Below are 23846 nucleotides of genomic sequence, written 5' to 3'. Positions count from 1 at the left end.
AGCTTTTTTTATACAATTTTTATAGGTTTGTAATACAAATTAATACATGAGCGAAACCGCTAAATACTTTATAAGAGGTTATAGTAACATGTCCAGGTAGAAGGCGAATTTTATTAAGTACAAATATAAAACTAAAAAGAATAAAACAATCGTTTACAATAATGAACAGATGTTCTGTGATTAAAGTAGCCCATTTAAAAACTGTAATTAATTGACTGAAAATAGTTAATAATGTAAAATAACTATTAATTATAACTTTAGGGGGTAATATTATGTCGGATAGGTTTAAATATGCATGTTTTAGTAAATGTAATCTGAATGATACGTTTTTTAATTAGATATTATAGATAAGGAGTAAAGATGCATGATTCAATATATAGTATATTCAGCTAGTCGTATTAATAAAATAAAGCACAAAGATCTAATTATTAGTACGCTAAGTTCTCCCAAATCATTGGACGAATTTGATATAAACATAATTGATTTAAATGATGAGGATATATGGATAGGTAATTCATCCCATATAGGTTCTCTTCGTGTCAAAGAGGATTTTAAGAATCTTAGTATTATGATAGAGCGGATACATAAAACAAAGATAGTAATTCTTCTGCCACAAGATTGTAGATATAAATATAATCCTATTAAAACTAGAACTGGTACAAGTTATGAAAAGGGAATTAATTTGAAGAATATGCTTGATATATTAAGAAAAGAAATGGTGGAGCAATTGCTAAGCTTTTCGATACCAGAGTTAGTTTACGAAAATACAGAAACAGTAATTAATAATAAAAAATATTCTGCTTCCTTCTATTTCGGAAAAGAGCAAGGAGTATTAACTAGATCTAATATTAGTAAGAAAGTAACCACTATGGTTTTAAATAATATACACGTTACAACGCTAAAATTTGAGGACTATGAATATTTAATAGCTTTTTTAGAAGAGATTAATCTTATTGGATATAAACAAGAGGTGCCTGAGTGGTTTAAGGACATTAATATGTTTGATGATTTAGATTATAAAAAAATAATTGAAGATCAAGCAGCCGTTATTAAATCGGCTAACTATGCTATTGCAGAAGCTCGAGGGATGCTCTACCAAAATAATGAATATAAGTCAATTCTTTATACTAATGGGGAAGAATTAGTCACTATTGTTTTTAAAATACTAGAACAAATACTAGGATATGATCTATCTCACTTTACGGATGAAAAAAAAGAGGATTTTTTGATAAAATTGGAGGATATTACGTTTATTGGTGAAATAAAAGGGGTTACATCTAATGTAAAGTCAGAACACATCTCTCAATTAGATGTTCATATGCAAGCTTATTTGGATAAAATTCAGGAAAGTGGCGTAAATGAAAAAGTCAAGACATTACTTATTATGAATCATCAAAGAAGTTCTTCAATAGACAAACGACAGCCGGTACATGATAATCAAATAAACCTAGCGAAGAGAAATGGAACTCTTATCATTGAAACTGTGACTTTATTAAAGCTATTTGAAATGTTTAAAAGTGAGGAGATAACCTCAGATGATTTAAAAATCATATTAGCTAATAATATTGGCTTATTGCAATTATAATAGTGTTTTTATAATAGGTTTTAAATATCTATCATATTAAAAAACGAATCAAATAAAAATGTCATTTTAAGTTAGGCAGGGCTTAAGCACTGTCTTTTTCTATGTTTAAAAGACAAATTTTATTATATAAATAGACAATACATATTATTTCATATATAATTTTTGTAGTTAATAAATAGAAGAAGCGGATATATTGACAGGTATTGATTTATAATGGAGGTAGAAAATGAAAACTAAAAAAGGACTAGATATAGAGTTGTGCTTAATAGGGATAATAATTCTTATCTTTCCTAGTATACTGATTTTTATTTTAAATTTAGTTATTGCAACTTTTGTAGTAGGGCATGATTTTCAAATACAACTTCCACTTATAAATTTCAGCGAAGGAATAAAATTATCAGAGTATATTACCATATACATAGGGATACTAAGCATTGAAGTAACAGCCATACTTACATGGGTTATTCATCGCTTTTCCATATCAAAAGCAACGCAAGAGAGGGATGAAAAAACAAGGATATGTAGAAATAAAGTTAGCATTGACTTGACTAATTCTTTAGAATACTTGTTTCAACTGTATTTGCGGCAAATAAATCCTACCTATAAGATATTAGATAAATATATTTTAATAGATAAAAGTTGGGAAGAATATCTAGTAAATTTAGATATGGATAGTAAGTTTATTAAAATTTATAGAGAATTATATACTGATATACAGAATATTAAACTTTTAAAAGAAGATGGGAGAAATATAAAGCGTCATCTCGAAGAATTATTTGAAAAAATAACATTGGAAGTTTATTATATTTACAAAAGTAAATTAGGCACAAATATAAAACTTAATAGCATTTTAAATAGTAAATACCTAGAAGTATTAAATAAGCTGTCTGATTATGATTTTTTAGATAATACATTAGAGGCTAGATATACAAATGGAAACTTAATGTACACTAAAGATAATAATAAATATACTGTTTATGATAAAGATAACGAAAAAATATGTAGCTGTAATTTTTATAATGGTAAGCCCTATACGGGATATATAAAGTTATTTAGTAAAGAAGATAATAAATTATATTTTGAAGGACAAGTAGAAAAAGGCGTCGAAGTAGAAGGTATGTTTTTTAATTGCATCATTGATAAGGATAACAACGTTATAATAAATAATGGTAGGCCAGAATACGCAGGTTTTTTTAGGGAGGTAGAGCTTAATGAACGATATATCGTAGAAGACGATAATTACTGCCTAATTGGAAATGTGAAATGTGAAAACAACCAATATGTTGTTGACAAGAGCTCAATCAAGAGGGGTAAACTAATTTATTAGTATCTTTGTTTCTACCGAACTTTATTAGAGAATGCATAAAAATATTAATAAGAAAGAATTTGTATCCTAGATTAATAAAAATATCATTTTAAATTAGATAGGGCTTAGGCGCTGTCTTTTTATACGTTTAGAAGGCGGATTTTATTATATAAATAGACAATATATAAAAAGATATGATGGCATAAAAAAGTAAATAAAAAAGAATGTAAGGGTACCGACCCTTGTTTCGTGATGCCCAAACTTAAGAAAGTCTTTTTATATTTTCATTTTAAAACAAGCTCTTTTAGTATATACATACAACTTAGAAGTATCAGTAAAATAAGCCTTTAATGTATTAGTAAGTTTTCAAGAATATATAATATTTATTGTATATATAAAAGAAATGATATAAAGTAAAATAAAAAAGTATAATAATTGAGGGGTAATATGCACTTTTTAAAAGAAATAGATGAAAAAAAAGCAGAATACATAGTAAAAAATAATATTTTGAATGAAAAAGAATATTATTATTATATTAAATTGGAGTTTGAGGATGAGGATGAGAAATTATTATCTAAGGATTTTTATTTTCTTAAAGTTAATACACTATCTATAATAATGAAAGATAGAAATAGTAAAATAAAAATTTACTTATCAGATTATGATATTATAAATATATTAATCTTTTTAAGTAAAAAACATTTAGAAATTGCAAAAAATATTTTTGAGCAGATGGAATCGTTAATAAAAGAAGCAGGAAATGAAACTAGTTTTTATATAGAATCAAATAAGTATGATATTAAAGGGATTAATTTGGAAAATAACCTTAATTTTGACATAGATACACCTATGGATATTTCTATTAATATTTATGATTTTATTACATTACTAAATTTAGTTATAGAAAAAGAAAGATATGCAAATCATGTACAAGGCACTTTGTGTAAATATATTGCAGTATCTAAATATTATGCAGATATCCTTTCAACAACTGAAAGAAAAAAGGTGAAAACTCTTTTAGGTAGTTATAATATCAATACAAATGTTGATATAGAATACAATTCTAAAATAATAAATAAAGATAAAGATCATAAATTACTAATAGAATATCAAGAATTATTAAGTTGTTTTGCGAATAAAGATTCATAAAACTTTCTATGTATGATATAATATAAGAAGGAACCCTAGCACGACTATATGTCACCTTAACATTTTAAGGTAATAGTAATAACAAAAGAATGCTCAATTTGTATTTGCTACGCGCATAATTTTGACGATAAATTATTTCAATTTCTTCACTCTTGTACTTACAAGGAGCAAAGAAATCAAAACAATTTACAAAACAAATATTTCAAATTTCAGTAGGGTTCCTTTTTCTTAGGAGGATAAATGAATATACATTCTTATAATACAAAAGAAATAAGCAACAATCTTAATATTATATTTTTATGTGGGATATATTTTAAAAGAAGTTTACCTAGTGATAAGAGAAGAATTTTGAAAAATTTTCTGGAAACAGATCCAAGTAATAAGGCTGTAATTTTAGAAGAAAGCTTCAACTTTAGTAAATTAGATGAAAGAACATTAACTTATGGAGATACTGGATTAACTAATTTGTTTCAGATAGAAAACTTAACAGCACTATTAGCTGATACAATATTTATAATACATGAGAGTTTATCTACAGCTGCAGAACTCGGAATTTTTGCTTCTAATCCTAATATAATAGATAAATTATGTTTAATTACGCCAGATAGATTAAATGTGGAAGAAGATAAGATATCTGGGTTCATAAAGTTAGCTTTTTTTAATAAAGATATTAATATAAAAAATATAACCTTTTATCCCCAAGTACAAGTAAATAAAACCTCAATGAATAAAAAAGGGTATTATACTAGGTTTTTAAATGGTAATATATCTAACAACTTAGGGAACAACATAAACAAGTTTATAAACGATACAAGGGTGAAAAATATACAGTTAGCTTTTAAAAATAATACTTATAAGAAATACATCAAAGGAACGACCACATATTTTTTTAATAAATCTAGAGATAGATGCACAATATTATTAGAAAGTGCAACTGTAAAATATCAAATAATAGCATTATTTGGAATAGCTGAGTTTAGAACAGATATAATAAGAGCTACAAATGTTGAAGATACGGTTTCAATGACTGAAAAACTTTATAAAGAGATATTGATAAATACTATAAAGAAACAAGAGTCAGCGATAGACAAAAATTGTGAGTATAGTTTTAGATTCACTGATATAGAATACCAAAACATTAATGCTAAGGCTATTGTAGGGTATGTATTGTATATTTTACATGCTATGAAATTCGTAAGAATACCCCGAAAAAGTAAAACTGAAAGATTTTCTATTAGCCATGAATTTAAGCCTATTTATACAGAATTAGGCAAATTAATAGATACTACAAAAGATATTAGTTTTCTAGGAGATTAATTATGAAAGATGAATTATTAATTAAGTATATTCCCAAAAAAAAAGGATATAGAAAAATTGTATCTTATAATGTAGCCAATCAAAAATTAAGGCAAGAACATAAACATATTAATAAATTTATATGTGATGAAACAATACCGTCTAAATTTGCTAAGGCGTATATAAAAAACAGATCTATCATTTTAAATGCAAAAATGCATATGTATAATGATATTTTTATATATATGGATATAAAAAAGTTTTTCGCTAGCATTAATCATACTATGATGGTTAATCTATTATTTAAAGAAATAAATAAAAGAAAGCCAAAAATAATTATTACTAAAGACACTTGTTACAAAATAGTAAAATCATGTGCTATATCAAGTAAAGGGTTGGCTGAAGGAGTAATTCCTTCACCTACACTATCTAATATCTACTTAAAAGAATTTGATAATATTTTATATGGATATTTAAATAAGATGCATTTGGAAAATATACGATATACGAGATATGCAGATGATATGATAATATCATTTAAGGATACTGAGAACTACAATGTGGTTGATATAGTTAATGCTGTAACAACCTTATTAAAGAGATATAAATTAGAACTTAATAAAGAAAAAACAAAAATTATTAGTTTGAATAGATCTAACCATGTAAGACTTACTGGGATTATTATTAGTAAAGATAGTGATAATAATAGAAGCCTTACAGTAGGAAGAAAAAGAAAGAATGAACTTTATAATAAAGCAATTTCTTTAGCTAAAAAGAATAAGGATATTAGATTACAGGGAGAAATAAATAAAGTAAAAGGAATGCAGTCATTTATTTTATCAGTTGAGGGAATAAAATATGAAGAGATTTATTCTGATAAAATGATATCAATAGTACGTGAGTTGGGATACGAAAAGTTAAAACAACTAATAGATAATCTTTAGATAGAAGTATATATACTCATTTACTATACCTAATGATGGATAATAGGTGAAAAAAATATAAAGGAATATGGCAAAAAGCCTCTAATAATAGTCTTGTTAGAGAAATAAGTAATTAGAAAATATATTAAATAGTGGATAGTATTAATAAAAGTATTGTTTTACATGGGAGAGCTAGGCATTCACTAAGCTAATGTCATTAGATAGTTTTAAATATTTATCAATTCAACTGGTTATTAGTAAGTTAGTTGCAGCATCTAAAAATAATACACAAGTAATATACAATTGAAGATAAAACATTGGAAATATGTAAGTTACCGTTGCTATTGAAGAAGCAATGACTAAATAAGTAAATCTAGGATAGCTTAAGAAGAAGGCAGACTTTCGGGTCTGCCTTTTTTAGTTTGTGGAAAATGATTAATGAATTATGGCTGGATTGTTGGGGAGGGGATGTTTTGGATGAGGGCCGCAAGGGGAGGGAGGAGAGCTATCTTTCTCCGCTCCGTCACATGTATCCAAGTCGCGTCTAAAGATACTCTCCTCCCTCCCCTTGTTAATCTTAGCAATATTTAATTATTTAATTTTACAAAAATTTGAAGCTATACTTACTAAAATGATTTTATGAAGCATTAAAAATAGGGCAAGCTTAGCGCTTGCCCTATAATAAGTCGTATTATTTTGTTGCTTCTGGTGTATCAACACGTTTGCCTACAAATCTTACGATTAGGAAAGTAACAAGAATAGCCACAGGTAGCACGATGTAAATAGGAAGTCCTAGACCCAGTGGCAGGTAGCCTACTAGAATAGAAAGGGCGCCTATCGTTAGTGCATAAGGCAGCTGTGTATTAACGTGGTCAAGGTGATCACATGCTGCTCCCATTGAAGAGAGAATAGTTGTATCAGATATAGGTGAAGAATGATCTCCAAGTATAGCACCTGAAAGTACTGCACTGATACTAAAGATAATAAGTTCGTAAGATCCTCCACCGATTTGATGGGCTATAGGAATAGTTAGAGGCATCAAAATACCCATAGTTCCATAGCTTGTCCCTGTTGCAAAAGAAATAATACAAGCAAAGATAAAAATAAGTGAAGGCAGTAAGAACTGTGGAATAGCTCCTTCTAAGAAGTTAGATAAAAAGTGTGCTGTACCAAGTTCTTTAATAACGCCAGAAAGTGACCAGGCAAGAATAAGAATAACACCTGTTATAAGTAAAGATTTCATCCCCATAACCCAGATATCCAAAGATTCTTTAAGTGTCCATGCTTTTTGAATGAGCCCCATAACGATTGTAACAATCGAAGCGATAAGTGCAGCTTGGAAAAGAACAATTGCCGCATCAGAAGCACCAAAAGACTCACGAACAGCTACAAAAGAAAGCGGTGAATTTTGCAGTATGGCAATCATCTCAGCATCATCGCCACCTAAGATTGCGCCTCTGCCGTTAAAATAAAATAGAAGAAGAGAGCCTATAATTAATGAACCGATAGGAATAATAGCATTCCATATAGAAAGTTTTACGTTACTTTTAGGTACAAGTTCATCAAGTTCATTGCCGATAAGCGGAACGGCACCGTCTTTTATAACTTTACCAGTAAGTCTTGCACGTTTTTCAGCTTGATACATAGGACCGAAGTCTCTAAGTGTTACTACAAGAAAAACAACAAAAAGTAACATTAAAATATTATAGAATCTAAAAGGAATCGTTTCAATAAATACATTAAATGGTGAAATCTCTTGACCTATTTGGCCAAAACCATCTTTTATAACACTTAGTTCATAACCTATCCAAGTGGATACGAACATAATTCCTGCAATAGGTGCAGCTGTTGCATCAATAATGAAGCTTAATTTTTCTCGGGATACATTTTGTTTATCTGTAACAGGTCTCATAATAGGACCAACTATAAGTGAATTAGCATAATCATCAAAGAAGATAAAAAGGCCTAATACCCAGGTGATAAGCTGAGAACTTTTAGCCGTTTTAGCATGTTTTGCAAGGGATTCAGCCACAGCTTTTGCCCCGCCCAGTTTAGATATAAGTGCAATAAGACCACCGATTGTCAGTACTTGAAGGACAATACCGGCATTCCAAGAATCAGCCAGAGACCCAAGTGCTGCATAAGTAAATTTTTCAAAAGCAACATAAATAGATGCGAAAACATTGTTATCATTAAGTGCAAGCATGAATGTTCCTGATAAAACACCAAGGAATAAAGAAGTAATAACATTTTTTGTAATAAAAGCAAGTACAATAGCCGTAAGCGGTGGAATGAGTGTTAAAAAGCCATATTTAAGTGCATTGGCCGCCTTGGCATTTTCTACAGCATCAGAAGCCATAAGTTGTGTGGCTGCTAAAAGGGTGATAAAAAAAATCATTGTGAGAAGTACCTTAAAATTCTTTTTTTTCATAACATAAATCCTCCTTTTTAGTTTTATGTGTATAGAACAAAAAGGATGTGAGATTCATATGTAAATTCACATGGTAGATAGTTCTCCATACAAAATATTGTATGACAGTACTAAATATATTTTATTTAGTACCAGCATAATCCATTTAAGCAATAGGATTATGCTTCGGCAATACTTCCTTTCTATATACGTCACTGTGCTCACCTTGGTATATATACTGATAAGTACCGCACCTCTATCCTTTTAGTCTAACATAATGATATGTTATTCCTATATAATTTATCATGTTATATGCAATACGTCAATTTAAGAACGCTAGATATATCAATAAATAGCAAAATTTTTTGATATTTAATATTTAATTGTTTGCTTGCTTAAAAGTGAAAAAATATGTTATAATTTACCTTATTAAGAAAAAGATAATGTTTTCATATATTTTGGCTTTTTCTGATATAAAAAGAAAGATTTTTAGATTTTATTTAATGCAATATATAATCGGAAAAAAGTTGGAAGCAATGAAGAATTCTCTGTAGATGGGCACCTGGAGAATTGGAGCTTATGGTGCAACCGGCCAACAATTAGTCTACTAATTGTTGGTTTTTTTTATCTAAAAATCGCGCTAAAGTTTACATAAAAATGACGCTGCATAAGTATATTGCCAACTTATAGGGGTGTATGGTGAAGATTATAAATCAAAAAATGGATAGGTCATAATAAAGAAAGTATAAAATTTTTGTAGAAATTTAGATGAAAATGTTAAAGATGGTTAATTTTTCTAAAAGTCTTGGTAAAATGATTAAAATCGCTTATAATAAAATTAAAAATATACAAAGTATGTATCAAAATATAAAAAATAGTGATTTAAATGTTAAGAATGAGTGAATAATGCTAAAAGTAAGTAAGATAGAGTGTAAGGAGATGCCTATGAAGAAGGTAGAGAGAAAAAGATTAGGTGATTTGCTTTATGAAACGGGTATGATTACAAAAGAGCAATTAGACTGGGGGATTGAAGAACAGCATCGTACCAATAAAAAAATAGGTGAGATATTAGTTGAGAAGGGAATTATTACTGATAAGGACATATTAGGGGCGTTAGAGTTTCAGCTAGGCATTCCGCATATGGATTTAGAAAAATATACAATAGATTATAACATTGCATCTAAAGTACCTGAAGGTGTTGCAAGGAGATATACTGTTATTGCAGTAGGGCTAGATGGCACCAAACTAAAAGTTGCAATGAAAGACCCTCTGGATATGTTTGCGCTTGATGACCTGAAGCTTTCGACTAAAATGGAGATAATACCGCTGCTTGCTCTAGCCCATGAGATCGAAAATCTTATTAACCAAACCTATACTTCTGCTAAGACTAAAAATATTGTATTTGAGGCAGAGAGGCAGCTACAAGAAGAAGGCCATAAACAAATTTTAGAGGAAGTAGATGAAAATGCAGAAAATGCACCTATGATTCAATTAGTGAATAATTTTCTGCAAAGAGCGATTTTAAAGGGGGCATCAGATTTGCATGTTGAACCCTTTGAACATTACGTACGTATTCGGTATAGAGTTGATGGGCAGCTCCATGAAATGGAACGCGTAAAGAAAGAAATGCTTAATGCCATCACAACAAGAATTAAAATTTTGTCCAGTCTAGATATTGCTGAGAGAAGACTGCCACAAGATGGCAGAATGTCAAAATACTCTAATGGACAGCAAGTAGATCTGCGTGTAAGTGTTTTACCTACTGTTTACGGAGAAAAAACAGTTATTCGTTTTATTTACCGCAATGGAACTAACTTAGGATTACAAGATCTTGGTTTCCATCCAGAAGATTTTGAAAAGATTAAAAATCTGCTTAAAAATCCACATGGTATTATTTTGGTTACAGGACCCACAGGAAGTGGTAAATCTACGACGCTTTCAGCAGCACTTAAAGAACTCAATCATGATCATATTAATATAGTGACAGTAGAAGATCCAGTTGAAAATATGATAGAAGGTATCAATCAAGTAGCTGTAAACACTAAAATAGGGTTAACCTTTGCAAGCTGTTTAAGATCTATATTAAGACAAGATCCAGATATAATCATGGTAGGAGAAATGAGAGATAGTGAAACAAGCAGTATTGCTATAAGAGCAGCGGTAACGGGACATCTTGTACTTAGCACACTGCATACTAATGATGCAGCAAGTTCTATTGCGAGGCTTATTGATATGGGTACCGAACCCTTTATGGTAGGGGCAGCTGTAAAAGGCGTGGTTTCTCAGCGTTTAGTTAGAAAGGTCTGCCCAAACTGCAAGACAAAACACACTGTAACACCTACAGAAGAGCTCATTTATAAAATTAAAGCGGGTACGCTAGTTTATAAACCTAGAGGATGCAGTGTTTGCAGCCATACAGGCTATAAGGGCAGGATTGCCGTACATGAAGTATTAGTTTTAGATAATATGCTTCAAGAGGCCATAGCAGCCGGAAGTTTAACTACGGATGAGATTAAAGAGAAAGCCGTTGAAAGAGGCATGCGTACCTTGTGGGATAATGCTTATTATAATGTTTTCCGTGGACATACTACGATGGAAGAAATGCTAAGAATAGCTTATGAACAGTAGAGGGTTAGGAGATAAATGATGAATATAGATGCCTTATTAGAAATCGTTAATGATAGAGGTGCGTCTGACCTTCATATTACAACAGGTATTCCACCCACGCTAAGGATCAATGGCAATCTTATGCGTTTGGATATGCCGGCTCTTGGGCCAAAAGAGTCTAAAGAACTTATAGAACAGTTGTTGATGAAGGATGAAAGTATCTGTAAAAAATTTGAGGAACGGGGAGAAGTAGATTTTTCTTACGCTATTCCTCAGATTGGAAGATTCAGAGTCAATGTTTTTAAGCAAAGAGGTACTTATGCTGCAGCCCTAAGGGCAGTAGGTATTAATATTCCATCTATGGAACAACTAGGACTACCTAGACATATTTTAGAAACACTTTCTAATAATACGAGGGGGTTGGTCCTTGTAACTGGACCTACAGGCAGTGGTAAGTCAACAACGCTTGCAACGATGATTAATTATATTAATGAAAAAAGAAAAGGGCATATTTTAACGCTCGAAGATCCTATTGAATATTTGCATAAGCATAAAAATAGTATTGTGAATCAAAGAGAAATTGGTATAGATAGTAAGAATTACTCAGAAGCTTTGCGGGCTGCCTTAAGAGAAGATCCAGATGTTATTTTAGTCGGTGAGATGCGGGATCAGGAAACAATCGCCACAGCTATTACGGCAGCAGAAACGGGACATCTTGTACTAAGTACGCTCCATACGATAGGGGCGCCACAGACTATAGATAGGATTATAGACGTTTTTCCGCCACATCAGCAGCAGCAGATTAAAGTTCAGCTTTCTAATATTTTAAAAGGGGTTATTTCACAGCAGCTTATTCCCCGTACAGATGTAAAAGGCAGATGTATAGCACTTGAAATTATGGTCGGTAATCCTGCTATTAGCAATATGATAAGAGAGGGTAAAACACATCAGATTTATTCTCAGATTCAGACAGGCGGATTAAATGGCATGGTGACTATGGATAGTTCTATTGTGAAGCTTTATCGTGAAGGAAAGATTTCTCTAGAGATTGCGATGAATCATGCGCAGATTAAAGAGGAGTTTAAACGGTTGGTGGATCGCTTTTAAAAAGTTGGATTAGGTCCGCAGGAGAATTTTAGGGTTCTCCAGTTGCTCACTTGCGTATTTTTAAAAATCTAAGCACTTTCTTCAAATGAACGGTCGAAACTCGCGACTTATCCCAAGGGATAAGTGCCGCTCAAACAGTCTCCCTAAGAACCATTTGAATAAACTGCTAAGATTTTCTTAACAAAATACTTCAGAGGCAACTGCCGAACCCTAAAATCTCCCCTGCTAGTCATTGACAATGGTAAGGTTATCGCATTTTAAAAGCGATAGTAGGGACTTATATTTTTGATAAATCATATAAAGTGTATAAAGAGCAAAAAGCAAAATATAAAAAGTTTAACTTGATGGAGCTTATAATTAGAGCGAAATTTACATAATAAAAGAGTATAGAGGAAGGGAGGGCTAGCTTGGAAACTTATTTATATAAGGCTAAGGATGTACTAAAGAATAAGGTTGTAAGAGGAGAGATAGAAACAGAAAGTGAAGAGCAAGTTAAACGATTTTTAGCGGACAAGTATCTTTACCCACTTTCTATTCGTAAAAAAACAGCACTTAATAGTGATGTTGGAGATATAGCATTTTTTCAAAAGCCTATTAAAATGGCTGATATTACATTTTTTTGCAAACAGTTTGCAGCGATGGTTCAGGCTGGGATCAGCGTGGGGAGATCGCTTGAGATTTGTGCAGAGCAAGCCTCTCATAAGACTTTAAAAAAACATATTATGAATCTTCATGAGGAGGTTAATCGGGGTAAAACCTTATCTGAAGCGGCAGCAGATGAAAAGATTTTTCCAGATTTACTGGTGAGTATGATCGAGTGTGGGGAGGCTTCGGGTAATTTAGATGTGGTCTTAAATCAAGTAGTAGATCATTTTGATATTCAGCTGGGCACCACAAGGAAACTCAAAAAAGCATTGACTTATCCAGCACTGGTTTTGGTCGTTGTAGGCATTGTGGTCTTTGTCATGATGGTCAAAGTTATTCCTAACTTTGTAGCCATGTTTCAAGATGCAGATATTGAACTGCCGCTGCCGACTCAAATCGTTATAGCACTCAGTAACTTTTTTGCAGCCAACTGGTTAGGCATTATTATTTTCACAGCACTTTTGGCTGTGCTGGGATTTAACATAAAAAAGATACCCGGGGGCAGAAAAACCGTCGATCAACTGTCACTTAAGCTACCGCTTTTTGGTCCGCTTAATAAGAAGACAATGTCTGCATTATTTGCAAAAACTTTGTCAATGTTGGTAGCCTCAGGGCTTCCCATGCTGCAGGCTATGGAAATTATTAAGAAAGTACTCAATAATGCCATAGCAGAAGATGAATTAGATGACGCTATAGAACTACTTAAACACGGCAATACCCTGCATGAAGCGTTAAGAGGCAGTCAAATTTATCCACCAATTATGTATAGTATGATTAGTATCGGAGAAGAAACAGGTGCCTTAGATGAAATGCTGGTTAAAATAGGTAACTATTTTAATGATGAGGTACAAACAACGATCGATAGTCTCATGGTACTTATTGAACCCATACTTACCATATTTATAGCCTTCATTGTAGGAGGCATTATGCTGGCTGTTATCTTACCAACTTTTACAGCAGCAGCAGCCATGATGTAGTAAATGCCCAAAAGGCTTTACATAAATAAATTTCATAAAAAACATAAGGGAGTGAAGCAAATGAATAGGGAAAATACAAACAGAAAAAGAAATGAAAAAGGTTTTACAATGATCGAGTTAATTATTGTAGTTGCGATTATGGGGATTATAGGAGCTGTGTTGGTTCCGACATTTAATAATATGTCCACTAAAGCGAGATTAACAAGTGATATTACATCCGTTAAGACACTGCAAAGACAATTTGACGTCTATAAAGCTGAACTGGGAGATTATCCAACAGGATTTGTTCCAACAACAAACCCTGAAACAGCTGAAGTAACTGTTACCGCTACAATGTTAAAAGCTTTAGTAGACAAAGGGTACATTGACAAGAAAGATTTGGCGAATTCAACTGATGAGACACTATATGCACTGAAATTACAAACTAATGCAACGTCTGGTGATGCAATACTTAAAGCTGTTAATGGTAGATGCTTTTTAGAACTTAAATCAGGTACAGTTTATGCGACCTTAGCTGGAAAAATGGATGCTAAAGATTCTAATAAAGACTGGATTGTTGTGAAATAATATATAGACACTAGTACTTAAGTATGATATTAAAAAATATGTAAATAAGCAGATATTCTGGAGGATGTCTGCTTATTTTAAAGGAGAAACGTATATTGACTATATTATTTATCTTATTATTTGGAATGATTATAGGAAGTTTTCTAAATGTATGCATCTATCGTATACCAAAAGAAACAAGTATTGTTTTTCCAGGTTCTCACTGCACGAATTGTAATCATTCATTAGGATATATGGATCTCATACCAGTTATTAGTTTTTTGATACTAAAAGGTAAATGCAGATATTGCGGGCATAAGATTGCCAGTCGCTATATGCTTATTGAACTATTGACAGGCGTGCTATTTGGCATAGTGTATTTGAAATTTGGGCTAAGTATAGAAACTATAATGTATGCTGTTTTTGCAGCAGTACTTGTAACGCTTACAATGATTGATATAGATCATATGCTGCTGCCTACGAAGATAATTATGTTTGGCGTAGGTGTTGGTATTGTTTTTAGAGTCATGCAGGCAGTGATTTATCAGGATATGATGCTTGTAGGCAGTGCTGTTTTAGCAGCTGGATTGGGTTATGGGCTTTTTGGGATGCTTTTTTATGGGGCAAAGCTTTTATTGAAAAAAGAAGGATTAGGTTTTGGGGATGTAAGGCTTATGGGGATGCTGGGTCTTTATTTATCAGTTAATCTTTTGTTTTTTACAATGTTTATAGCTTCTTTACTGGCGTCTTTTTATGGCATTGTGTTATTCTATAGAAAAAAAGCAAGTGAACCTTTTCCATTTGGGCCATTTTTAAATATAGCGGCGCTTCTTGCACTATTTTATGGAGATAGGATTATTGGGTGGTATTTAGGGTTTATAGGCTTTTAAAATCAGGAGGGGCTATGTTTGCAAAGGACATCAAGGGATTTACGGTCTTAGAAATGATGATAATAGTTATCCTTATAGGGATTATTGGTATAGCAGTTATTCCTAGTGTAGGAATGGTAAGAAAGCAAGAGGTTAGAAAACTCGCTAAGGAGATGTGCCTGGATCTTACCACTCAAAGAATGCGTGCAATGACTGCTGGGAAAATGACGGGCAGTTCGTCTTATGGTTTTGAGTTGGTTGAGGACTTAGAGTCAGGTCATTATTATAGTTACGAATTAACGCCGTCTTTTGATACAGCTAGCGGGCAAGTAAGAAAAGTAAATAAGGATAATTCAAACAATATACATATTACTATGGAAGCATTACATATAAAAACATTTGCTGAAGAGGTACCTCTTAGAGAGGTTATTCATACTGTCTATTTTGATAACTACGGTTCTATGCTGAAGATTGATGAATTTTCAACTCAAGAAATTGAAGAACTTACTATAAAATTGACCTATGATCTAGCAGAAACCAAAATTGTTTTTAATGGTGTTACAGGATATTATAGCATTGATTAATGAAGCAATTATTATGAGGTATTTATATAGAAAATGATTAGAGTATTACTCAGTATAACATTTTAATCAGTTTTTATATAAACAACTTTTGGTTTAATATGGCGGCAAGAATTATGACTGCTTTTTAGATTTAACAAGTATACCTACAACTTAATTTATTGCTTATAGAGAAAATCTTCTTATCCATAAACTTATTTATAATAGAGCATAGCGAGGTAGGCAGGAGATGTTTTTTGACTTGACTCGGGTATGGCAGTGGGTAGGCGGGAAAGACAAAAAACATCTCCTGCCTGCCAAGCGGCCCTTAAAATAATCCACCTAAATCATAAAGATTACTAAGCACACTCATTTAATCGTTTTCTATATGAAATCTTCTACCCTAAGCCATGAAAGCCCTTTTCACCTATAAATCGAATACTAAGAATGACAAAAAACAATACTTCAATAAGGAGGGAGAATGATGAAAAAAACACCTAATCAAAAAGGCTTCACAGTTTTAGAAGTTATCGTAGCCCTTTTATTATTCTCCCTACTGATGGGAAGTCTGTGGCATTTTTTTGGAGAGACTTACAGTCTGTATATCAAGTTTGATCATAAGAGTGATTTAAGTGAACAAGCAAGGATAATAACCAGCTTTATAAGAGAAGAAATAAGGCTGGCAGATGAGGTCACGCTAACAGTTAAGACAGTAGATGGGAGTGATAAAAAGATTAGCCCGCCAGAGCATCCTAAAACCTCTGAATCAAGTGATCTAATTGAGGGAGAGTTTGTCACAATAGATCTTAACACTGCATCTGGTACAGGGACTAAAAAAGGCAAACGTCAGATTATATTAAGAGAAAATACTTCTACTGAAAAAGATCAGGGCAAATACCGTCTGTTTTATAAAGCAAATTTTACTGAGTCACTTATATCAGATAAGATCGAGCAGATAAAAGTGATAAGAGAGAAAGACGCATCTATTGTGCAGTTTGAATGTATACTTGCCATCACAAGAGATGGGGAGATATTCCAAGAGGTTCAAAATGTTTTTAGCGAATCTCTACAATATAAAATAGCATATGAAGTTACACCATAAGTATTTTCAAAGAAAAGAGGGAATCAAATGCTAGGAAGTGTGATAGGGATAGAAATAGGTAACAATACCATTAAACTGATAGAAGTTATAAAAAAGGGGACTAGCCTTAAAGTAGAACGATTCTCGCTTTTAGAGACACCTAAGAATTGTATACTTGATGGGACTATGCATAATATTGAACCAATTTACCAGACTATTGCCAAGGAAATAAGCCAGAAAAAATATAAAGCTAAAAAGGCTATTATACTCATACAAGGCAATGCGATTATCATTAGAAACATAGTAATGGCTAAACAATCAGAAAAGGTGATCAGACAGCTTATTGCGATCCGACCTGAGGAATACTTGCCGGTGGATACTGCCCAATATCAAATTGATTTTAAAATCGTAAGAGAATTTGAGGAAAAGGGAGAAGATAAACAGGAAGTTGTGCTAGTGGCTGCGCCAAATAGTATTGTGCTGCCGATGGTTAATCTTATTGAGAGTTTAAAGTGGGTGCCGATACAAATCAGTATTCCTTCACAAGCTTTAGAGAAAGTATTTGGGCAGCAGGAACGTATGGTGGATGCTATAGACGCAGATATCCTTGTTATTGATATAGGGGGTAAATCAACAACGGTGACGATCATTGCGCAAGGACATGCTGTACTTACAAGAATTATTGAATTTGGGGTAGATGTCATCCATGAAGCCATTGACAGTTCTTTTATAAGTCCAGAAGAACAAGAAATGTCAAAAGATGCTAAAAAAGAATATGATGAGTATTTGATAGAGTTGATTAAACCACAAATAGAGTATAATATTTTATCTGAACTTGAGCGTGTTTTGCAGTTTTACTATTCCCGCTTTGAAAACAGACCTATTAGTAAGGTTTATTTAATTGGAGGCGGGGCAAATGTAGAGGGGATTAAAACCTACATACAAGATGCACTGAACATAGATACAAAAGTATTTAATACATTTAGTAATGTGATTGAAGGTCCAGGATTAGAATTTGAGGAATACAGAAGATTTTTTGTTAATATTCTGGGGGCTATTCATGGGATTTAGGGGGAGCGTTATGAAAACTAAAACACGGGGAATAAATTTATTACCTAAAGAATACATACAAGCACAAAAAGTCAAGAGATACATAGCTATAGCTGCAGCGTTTATTTTGTTAGAGTGTTTAGTGTTTATAGCCGCGGTTGTTATGCCGCCGCTTTCTCTTAAGAAGTACGAACAAAAGGTACTGCTTGAACTTGAACTTATGAAAGGCGATGCGAAATTTTCAGAGGTCAATGATATACTTAAACAACTAGAAACTGCCAAAACAGAATTTAATATTTGGACACAGCAGTATACTACAATGAAACAAAAAGATTTCATTCATACAGAATTATTAGACAGCCTTACAGCACGGCTACCAGTGGGGATGACCATTGATAGTCTTGAGATAATAAGCAGTGAGCAAAAAATGAGTATCGCTGGTAAAACAGATAGAATAGAAGATTTACTTAATTATGTGGTTATTCTAGAAAGTATTTATAAGCAGTCCCAAATAGAATTTGATATATCTGAGGGGCAGAAAGACGAACAGGGTTTTTTAAAATCACAAAGACCCTACACCCTGACCATCACGCTACCTATTCTAGAAGAAGCTAAGCCATCAAGCACTTCCTCAGAAGAAGCACAACTAGAATCAAGAGGAGGTGAGCTAGAATGAATCGACTTAAGAATATCATATTTATAGGGATAGGTGTACTGATCATTATTGCACAGACTATGTATGTTTTTACTTTTCAAAAAAAAATAACAGAAGAAATTATAGAACTACAAAGTCAGAGTGCTTTAAAATATGCAGAACTCGCAGCTCAAGAGAAAAATTTAAAAAAACTTCCGGTTTTACAGAAGGAGCTTGATCAAATAAACGCTGAAAAAAATGCTGCCAAGAACAGTATACCGACAACTACTTCTGCTGCCAAGGAGTTTATAGAGTTTATCAGACTTATAGAAAACAATCAATTTGTTGATGTGAAGATAGAAAAGTTAGAAGAGACTGTTTATCAAAATGAAGCAGGTCATTTTTTAGATAAAAAGTATAGGCTAAGCTATACATCCACTTATGGTGAGACGAGAATGTTTATACAAAATCTCAATAATTCTTATCAGCTTATAAATATTGCTTCTTTTAAGATTGATAATAGCCCACAGAAAGATAAAAATAACATAAGGCTATGGATGCGTTATGGCAGCCAGATGAAGCGTGTGGTTGCATCTACAGTTGAATTTTCTATGGTGATGTCAGCGGGAGAACACTCGGAAGATGAAATTTATACGACTACTTTTAATAGCCTTAATAATGCTGAAGATGCCTTTTTAAATACAGAAGGAGTCAATGAAGAACCAATTGTACCAATAGATGAAAGAAAAGAAGAACAAACACCTGCACAGTCCTCTCAGCCAAAGCCGCAGTCAAACAGTACGTTTAAGTTGGAATTATGGGATGTCCTCGCATCTGGAGATAATTATAGTTTTGTTGGACCCGGTGTAAATGATGCGCTCTATACAGGCTTAAAATCCTCTAAAGACACCTTTATTACACTTAATATAAGAGAAGATGGGTATTCTGTGGTTTTAGAAGATGAGCAAGGTAATGTCAAACAAAATGGTGCATTAATCCCTATAGCACAGCCAAGTTTTAATATTATATCAGATATTGTGAAGATTCATGAAAATATGCCAGATATTCATATTTATATTAATAATTATACAAAGGATGTTGTTAATGTAACCCTGCAAGGTTCTTTGCTAGAGACTATCCACGTTTATAATGAATTTGAAGAAGAGGTTTTTCAAGGACAGACCAAGGGAAAAGTAAAACTTACTTAAAAGGTAAGTAAGGATGTGAAAAGATGTTAAGAAAATCAGATAATAGTAGAGGCATGTCTTATGTAGAAGTAGCAGTATGTTTATTTATAGTTTCTATCAGTATTTTGCCAATATCACAAGCATTTGTAGCTTCAGTTAAAATGAGAGAAGAAGCAGAAAGTATCAGTCAAAGTACCTTTTATGCAGAAAACTTACTAGATGAGATCAAGCAGCAGTTAGAAAAAGATTTAATTGGTGTGAGGAAAATAGAAACCAGCTACTCAAACAAAGCAAATTTATATTCTCTTAATGAGTTTTTTGAAGTTGCAGCAGAAGATTTTAATAAAAAGTATCCTACAGATCAATATGCCTATGAAGCAGCGATATGGAATATAAAAGACATACCAGAGGTTGAGGAGAAAATAGTTATTTCCGCCGATGTATTAGAAAAAGCAGTGAAATTTTATACAGATGAAACTTATCAATTAGGATCGGATGATTTAGATAAACTTCCAACATTCAAGCTGGGGAAAGAACATAAAAACTTATTTACGGATGAATTGTTTTTTAAACAGTTTATTCCTGCGTATACAGAGACGGATGCGCGTACCACTCAGATTGTGGATGTTGGTCTCTTAGACCTTAAAATGGAAACGGGCGGTGTGCTCCTAGAATCAAGTACATCTTTTACACAGTTAGGACAAGCAGTTCAGTTTAAGAAAAACAGTATTACTACACGTGTGCCCTCAAGCCAGAAAGGCTATACCTATACCATTGAAAAGAGTGATACGTCCTTAGCCACAACAGGGACGGCCATAGTTATTTTAGATATAAGATCGCTTAATCTAGGTACACTGCAGCCAGCAGTTCTCAAGTTTATTAATCATACAGATTTTTTTATAAATCTTAAAATATTGATGAACGAAGAGGATCTAGGGAAGTTTGATAATAAAATACATCTTATCATATCGGACAATCAAGGTAAGAAAACAACAATAGAAAGAATTACCGCACTCGATAGAGAAGATGATTACTTAATTGCAGTTATTATTCGTGATAAGGCGCCAAGACTTGGCTTGTCCGGTAAAATTGTTAAAACAATGATGGATGTTTATACTTTTGAAAGTCCAGCGTACTAAGGGGGTGTAAGGATGAAGCTGAAAGCAAGGGGCTGCAGAAAAAATGAAAAAGGGGAAGCGATGCTTATCACTACCATCCTTATCCTAGTGATGATGCTGATCGTAGGAACCAGTATGAACGTAGCTGGCATGCAGTGGGATATGGTATATATGCAAAAAAATACGAGCAATACCTACTATCTGGCTAAATCTGGGGTAGAAAAGGGAGCGGATACGGTTAACAAAGCCATACAGGCACAAATCCCCATTTTTATTCAGGAAATACGGGATCAATACTTAAAGCCCTTAACCGATCTAAACGAAGTGAGACTAAGTGGACAGCATGAAGATTTTTATTATTCAAGTAATGAAGCGGCACTTAAAAAGATGCAGTATAAAGGTGATAAGTTTTTAATTGATAAAAAAGTAGTGGCGAGCGTTTTACATACTAAGATCTATGACTTTATAGCTGCAAATTACTTTGATAAAGAAGTGAAGTATCAGGTTCAAGGGGATGGGCAGACAGAGACATCGCCTACTCAGATTACTATAGCATTTAAAGCGGCAAGTCCAGTAAATACGTCACACTTTATAATCGATTCTAGTGCCAAAACAGCTGATGGCAAAGACATTAAAAGGGTAGAGGCAATCATTACGATAGAAGTTCCCAGTGAAATAGACAATGAAATACATGAAGCTTATAATTGGCTTTATAACCCACCGGAGATTCTAGATAGCGCAATTACATGTTTTTCGGATGTTGTTATAACAGAGGGGGCTAAACTTACTGTTATAGGGGATATAAGGGTTAAAGGGACAAGCCGGCAGACAACCCTGCAAACTGTAGGGGGTGAACCTGTACTCAAAGTACCTGACATGAATGAAATAGGAGGGATTATTGCAAGTAACGGCGGGCGCTTAGAAGTGAAATCACCATCAGCGACCTTGACAACCGTAACCTCAAGACCAGAGAGTTCTTATTATAGTCAAGGTAATATTATTATCAGCAATAAAATAATGATGCTGGCGCCAGCCAGTGCTGCCAGTTATACGAGCGGGGATAATTATACAACAAATACAGGCAGCATTTATTGTGTGAACAATGTAGCGACCACCCATGGGTGGGCACTAAATGCGGAGGGGACTAATACTGATCTAGATAAATATAATGATAGTGCAGAAGCAATCAAATCAGCCATTAACGTGGAGGGAGATATTGTTGCGAATACACTGGCCATTTATGATGATTTCTATGTGGGAGGACCTAATCAAAGCCCTTGGGATGGTGAGCGTGTCGTAAGCGGCAATAAAATACGTGTAGATGGCAATATCTTTGTTGATAATGATGTTAAAATAGATAAATACGTAAAAGACAGCAGTATCTTATGCAATGAAGGCAGTATATTTGGTATTTCGGATGGTACCCTTGGGCCTACGTTAAAAGTAGGAACCAGAGAATTCAGAGATCCTAATACAAGCAGTGGAATTTTTAATAGAGGCGATTCTTTATCTTTTATTAAGGCAGATGGTATGTTTATAAATGGACAGCCCTTTATTGATTTTGGAAAAGGCATCTTTTATGCTTTATGGGAAAGCATTGGGGAACCTTTCCAAGATGTAAGTTCTTTTACAGGTTATAGTGAAGTGCCCCCTGACCCAGCTGGAAACCCTAGTTATTTAGATAGTGAAGCGCAGTTATATGAAAATATCAAGAAAGATAAAGTAACGATTAGTAACATAGAGGGAAAGACATATACACCAAATGGGACTTTTGTGTCAGCGAATGGGTTTACAAAAACCTATAATAATTTTCATTTAGGAAATAAAGAAGAAGCTTTGAAGTTTTTTTATACAGGTGGCTCGGCAAAATCTATAAAAGATCTGACAGGCAGATCAAAGGATGAAAAATATGATCATATCCAAGAAATGTTTGACAGTTTCAATAAATATTATATAGCAGAATATGGTGCCGCTAATCTTTCAGAAGGCTATTATAAACATTATATAAAGGATCTAAGTGATCCTGATTGGCCAGATTTGACAAAGGATTATAGGGGATTAAGAGGCTATATGTTATCTAAAAGAAGTATTTTTTATGGATCATTTAACGAGGCAACAAAAGCTCCTGGAAATTTAAGTTTTGAACAAGTCGTAGATTTAGGAGGGATGAGTGATAAAAGCTGGTCTTATGAAACACCTATACAAGTAGTTAATGGCGGAAGCATTGATATTGATAAATATTATGTTGAAGATGAACAAGGGAACAGACCTTATCCTTCTATTATTATTAATCCTTCTTCCAATGTATTAGAGGTTACAGGAACTAGCGGCAGCCTATTTAAAGGTATTATTATCAGTCAAGGTAATGTAAAAATAAAAGGCAAGCTGAGTATAGAAGGAGCTATTATCATAGGCGGATATGATCATAGCAGCAATACTGATGTAAGAGCAAGAGATAATATCATGTTAGGACAAGATGTAGGCTTGAGATTATCAGGTAGTACTACAGACGTTACTATTATACATAACCCGGATATACTGCTTAGCATACAAGCTTCGGATAAAATGCTTTTAAGAGCCATCCTAGACGCGCTTAAAATAACCCAGTTTAAAGATCCATCTAGTCATAGCGATAATAAAGATATAGCTGTAATATTCGGGCCTTACACAAAAAATGCCTTACACTATACACAAGGCAGAGTCAAACTTTCTAACCAATCCATTCTAGATGTAACGACTCAAAATATTAAAGTTAAAATAAAAACGATGAGAAAAGTTAATGATTGAAAGGGGGTC

The 23846-nt window shown here is 33.0% G+C and carries 18 protein-coding genes and 2 riboswitches; of the genes, 17 read left to right on the top strand and 1 reads right to left on the bottom strand.

What is annotated here, in order from left to right; translation table 11 throughout:
* The first annotated feature begins 364 nt into the window (after positions 1-364).
* The 5 genes from BN3326_RS06235 to BN3326_RS06215 all read left to right on the top strand — a co-directional run bounded on the left by BN3326_RS06235 (position 365) and on the right by BN3326_RS06215 (position 6280).
* Entirely contained in the window at positions 365-1585 is a 1221-nt protein-coding gene (locus tag BN3326_RS06235; protein WP_069998233.1) for a hypothetical protein, read from the top strand.
* 226 nt (positions 1586-1811) lie between these two features.
* On the top strand, positions 1812-2912 hold the full coding sequence (locus BN3326_RS06230; protein WP_069998232.1) for a hypothetical protein: 1101 nt from the start codon (positions 1812-1814) through the stop codon (positions 2910-2912).
* Between the two features lie 426 nt (positions 2913-3338).
* Positions 3339-4040, top strand: a complete 702-nt coding sequence (locus BN3326_RS06225; protein ID WP_069998231.1) for a hypothetical protein — start codon at positions 3339-3341, stop codon at positions 4038-4040.
* A 240-nt stretch (positions 4041-4280) separates the two neighbouring features.
* The gene (locus BN3326_RS06220; RefSeq protein ID WP_069998230.1) at positions 4281-5357 is read left to right on the top strand and encodes a hypothetical protein; all 1077 of its coding nucleotides are present in this window, start codon (positions 4281-4283) and stop codon (positions 5355-5357) included.
* A 2-nt stretch (positions 5358-5359) separates the two neighbouring features.
* The gene (locus BN3326_RS06215) at positions 5360-6280 is read left to right on the top strand and encodes a reverse transcriptase family protein (protein WP_069998229.1); all 921 of its coding nucleotides are present in this window, start codon (positions 5360-5362) and stop codon (positions 6278-6280) included.
* Positions 6281-6950: 670 nt separating this feature from the next.
* Here BN3326_RS06215 and BN3326_RS06210 read toward each other — a convergent pair.
* The gene (locus BN3326_RS06210; protein WP_069998228.1) at positions 6951-8690 is read right to left on the bottom strand and encodes a Na+/H+ antiporter NhaC family protein; all 1740 of its coding nucleotides are present in this window, start codon (positions 8688-8690) and stop codon (positions 6951-6953) included.
* Between the two features lie 70 nt (positions 8691-8760).
* Positions 8761-8936: riboswitch (Lysine riboswitch) on the bottom strand.
* 253 nt (positions 8937-9189) lie between these two features.
* Positions 9190-9272, top strand: a riboswitch (cyclic di-GMP riboswitch).
* Between the two features lie 342 nt (positions 9273-9614).
* Between BN3326_RS06210 and BN3326_RS06205 the strand changes: the two genes are divergently transcribed.
* The 12 genes from BN3326_RS06205 to BN3326_RS06150 all read left to right on the top strand — a co-directional run bounded on the left by BN3326_RS06205 (position 9615) and on the right by BN3326_RS06150 (position 23837).
* The gene (locus BN3326_RS06205) at positions 9615-11297 is read left to right on the top strand and encodes a GspE/PulE family protein (RefSeq protein WP_069998227.1); all 1683 of its coding nucleotides are present in this window, start codon (positions 9615-9617) and stop codon (positions 11295-11297) included.
* Positions 11298-11315: 18 nt separating this feature from the next.
* Complete coding sequence (locus tag BN3326_RS06200; protein ID WP_069998226.1) at positions 11316-12383, top strand: type IV pilus twitching motility protein PilT; 1068 nt, start codon at positions 11316-11318, stop codon at positions 12381-12383.
* A 407-nt stretch (positions 12384-12790) separates the two neighbouring features.
* Positions 12791-14005 (top strand): type II secretion system F family protein, encoded by a 1215-nt coding sequence (locus BN3326_RS06195; RefSeq protein ID WP_069998225.1) that lies wholly within the window; start codon positions 12791-12793, stop codon positions 14003-14005.
* A gap of 60 nt (positions 14006-14065) precedes the next feature.
* Positions 14066-14572 (top strand): type II secretion system protein, encoded by a 507-nt coding sequence (locus BN3326_RS06190; RefSeq protein WP_069998224.1) that lies wholly within the window; start codon positions 14066-14068, stop codon positions 14570-14572.
* 95 nt (positions 14573-14667) lie between these two features.
* A complete protein-coding gene (locus BN3326_RS06185; protein ID WP_069998223.1) occupies positions 14668-15441 on the top strand; it encodes a prepilin peptidase in 774 nt (257 codons plus the stop codon).
* Between the two features lie 14 nt (positions 15442-15455).
* Complete coding sequence (locus BN3326_RS06180) at positions 15456-16004, top strand: hypothetical protein (RefSeq protein WP_069998222.1); 549 nt, start codon at positions 15456-15458, stop codon at positions 16002-16004.
* A gap of 460 nt (positions 16005-16464) precedes the next feature.
* Positions 16465-17082: a PilW family protein gene (locus BN3326_RS06175; protein WP_069998221.1), complete on the top strand. Its 618-nt coding sequence runs from the start codon at positions 16465-16467 to the stop codon at positions 17080-17082.
* A 27-nt stretch (positions 17083-17109) separates the two neighbouring features.
* The gene (gene pilM, locus BN3326_RS06170; RefSeq protein ID WP_069998220.1) at positions 17110-18132 is read left to right on the top strand and encodes a type IV pilus assembly protein PilM; all 1023 of its coding nucleotides are present in this window, start codon (positions 17110-17112) and stop codon (positions 18130-18132) included.
* A 10-nt stretch (positions 18133-18142) separates the two neighbouring features.
* Entirely contained in the window at positions 18143-18787 is a 645-nt protein-coding gene (locus tag BN3326_RS06165) for a hypothetical protein (protein ID WP_141722854.1), read from the top strand.
* Entirely contained in the window at positions 18784-19953 is a 1170-nt protein-coding gene (locus BN3326_RS06160; protein WP_069998218.1) for a hypothetical protein, read from the top strand. Before BN3326_RS06165 ends, BN3326_RS06160 begins: the two co-directional genes overlap by 4 nt.
* Before the next feature lie 23 nt (positions 19954-19976).
* Positions 19977-21071: a type IV pilus modification PilV family protein gene (locus BN3326_RS06155; RefSeq protein ID WP_069998217.1), complete on the top strand. Its 1095-nt coding sequence runs from the start codon at positions 19977-19979 to the stop codon at positions 21069-21071.
* A 12-nt stretch (positions 21072-21083) separates the two neighbouring features.
* Positions 21084-23837, top strand: a complete 2754-nt coding sequence (locus tag BN3326_RS06150) for a hypothetical protein (RefSeq protein WP_069998216.1) — start codon at positions 21084-21086, stop codon at positions 23835-23837.
* Positions 23838-23846: the final 9 nt, after the last annotated feature.

Source organism: Cellulosilyticum sp. I15G10I2 (assembly GCF_900095725.1).
GTDB lineage: Bacteria > Bacillota > Clostridia > Lachnospirales > Cellulosilyticaceae > FMMP01.
This window is presented reverse-complemented; position numbering and strand designations above follow the sequence as displayed.

What these genes read in the sequence shown, in the direction of transcription:
- BN3326_RS06235 (WP_069998233.1), top strand. Translation starts at nt 365, where the DNA reads ATGATTCAATATATAGTATATTCAGCTAGTCGTATTAATAAAATAAAG.
- BN3326_RS06230 (WP_069998232.1), top strand. Translation starts at nt 1,812, where the DNA reads ATGAAAACTAAAAAAGGACTAGATATAGAGTTGTGCTTAATAGGGATA.
- BN3326_RS06225 (WP_069998231.1), top strand. Translation starts at nt 3,339, where the DNA reads ATGCACTTTTTAAAAGAAATAGATGAAAAAAAAGCAGAATACATAGTA.
- BN3326_RS06220 (WP_069998230.1), top strand. Translation starts at nt 4,281, where the DNA reads ATGAATATACATTCTTATAATACAAAAGAAATAAGCAACAATCTTAAT.
- BN3326_RS06215 (WP_069998229.1), top strand. Translation starts at nt 5,360, where the DNA reads ATGAAAGATGAATTATTAATTAAGTATATTCCCAAAAAAAAAGGATAT.
- BN3326_RS06210 (WP_069998228.1), bottom strand. Translation starts at nt 8,690, where the DNA reads ATGAAAAAAAAGAATTTTAAGGTACTTCTCACAATGATTTTTTTTATC.
- BN3326_RS06205 (WP_069998227.1), top strand. Translation starts at nt 9,615, where the DNA reads ATGAAGAAGGTAGAGAGAAAAAGATTAGGTGATTTGCTTTATGAAACG.
- BN3326_RS06200 (WP_069998226.1), top strand. Translation starts at nt 11,316, where the DNA reads ATGAATATAGATGCCTTATTAGAAATCGTTAATGATAGAGGTGCGTCT.
- BN3326_RS06190 (WP_069998224.1), top strand. Translation starts at nt 14,066, where the DNA reads ATGAATAGGGAAAATACAAACAGAAAAAGAAATGAAAAAGGTTTTACA.
- BN3326_RS06180 (WP_069998222.1), top strand. Translation starts at nt 15,456, where the DNA reads ATGTTTGCAAAGGACATCAAGGGATTTACGGTCTTAGAAATGATGATA.
- BN3326_RS06175 (WP_069998221.1), top strand. Translation starts at nt 16,465, where the DNA reads ATGAAAAAAACACCTAATCAAAAAGGCTTCACAGTTTTAGAAGTTATC.
- pilM (WP_069998220.1), top strand. Translation starts at nt 17,110, where the DNA reads ATGCTAGGAAGTGTGATAGGGATAGAAATAGGTAACAATACCATTAAA.
- BN3326_RS06165 (WP_141722854.1), top strand. Translation starts at nt 18,143, where the DNA reads ATGAAAACTAAAACACGGGGAATAAATTTATTACCTAAAGAATACATA.
- BN3326_RS06160 (WP_069998218.1), top strand. Translation starts at nt 18,784, where the DNA reads ATGAATCGACTTAAGAATATCATATTTATAGGGATAGGTGTACTGATC.
- BN3326_RS06155 (WP_069998217.1), top strand. Translation starts at nt 19,977, where the DNA reads ATGTTAAGAAAATCAGATAATAGTAGAGGCATGTCTTATGTAGAAGTA.
- BN3326_RS06150 (WP_069998216.1), top strand. Translation starts at nt 21,084, where the DNA reads ATGAAGCTGAAAGCAAGGGGCTGCAGAAAAAATGAAAAAGGGGAAGCG.